This is a genomic window from Nocardia testacea NBRC 100365 (genome assembly GCF_000308775.1).
Taxonomy (GTDB): domain Bacteria; phylum Actinomycetota; class Actinomycetes; order Mycobacteriales; family Mycobacteriaceae; genus Nocardia; species Nocardia testacea.
Map to the genome: position 1 here is coordinate 1 of NZ_BAGJ01000206.1, position 461 is coordinate 461.

The window sequence follows — 461 nt, forward strand, 5'->3', positions numbered from 1 at the left end:
GGGGTGATCAGTCCTGCGTCGTCCAGGGTGCGCAGGAACGCTTGGGTGGTGCCGAGCATGTCCGCGGCCCGGCCCATGGTGTAGGCGGGGTAGTCGTCATCGTCGAGCTTCTCGTTCGCGGTCGTGGGTTCAGAAATCTTGGGGTCTCCAGACGCCGAATGGCCCCGGCGCCAACGGCGCCGGGGCACTGAAAGGGGGAATTACTTCGTCTTCCGACATGTAACCGATACGTCGGCGATCGCCCGAACCACATAACTTCGCGGGCGACCCGACGGGCAACGCCTCCCTTCTCCTCGGGGTGTTACTTCCACTTCTTTCCGTGCAACTTCACTTGCTTCCCGGCGGGCGGTAGGACCGTTGTACATGCTGGTCCTGTGGCCGCGCCCGCCGGTCTTACTTCACGGGCAGTTCATCATCTCCCGTGCCGTATGGACACTTCCTTCGCTTCCAACGACACAGAA

1 pseudogene is annotated in these 461 nt (G+C 62.5%); it reads right to left on the reverse strand.

The window, feature by feature from the left end:
• Positions 1–137: pseudogene (locus tag ON38_RS37140) on the reverse strand (MerR family DNA-binding transcriptional regulator); the annotation flags it as partial.
• Positions 138–461: the final 324 nt, after the last annotated feature.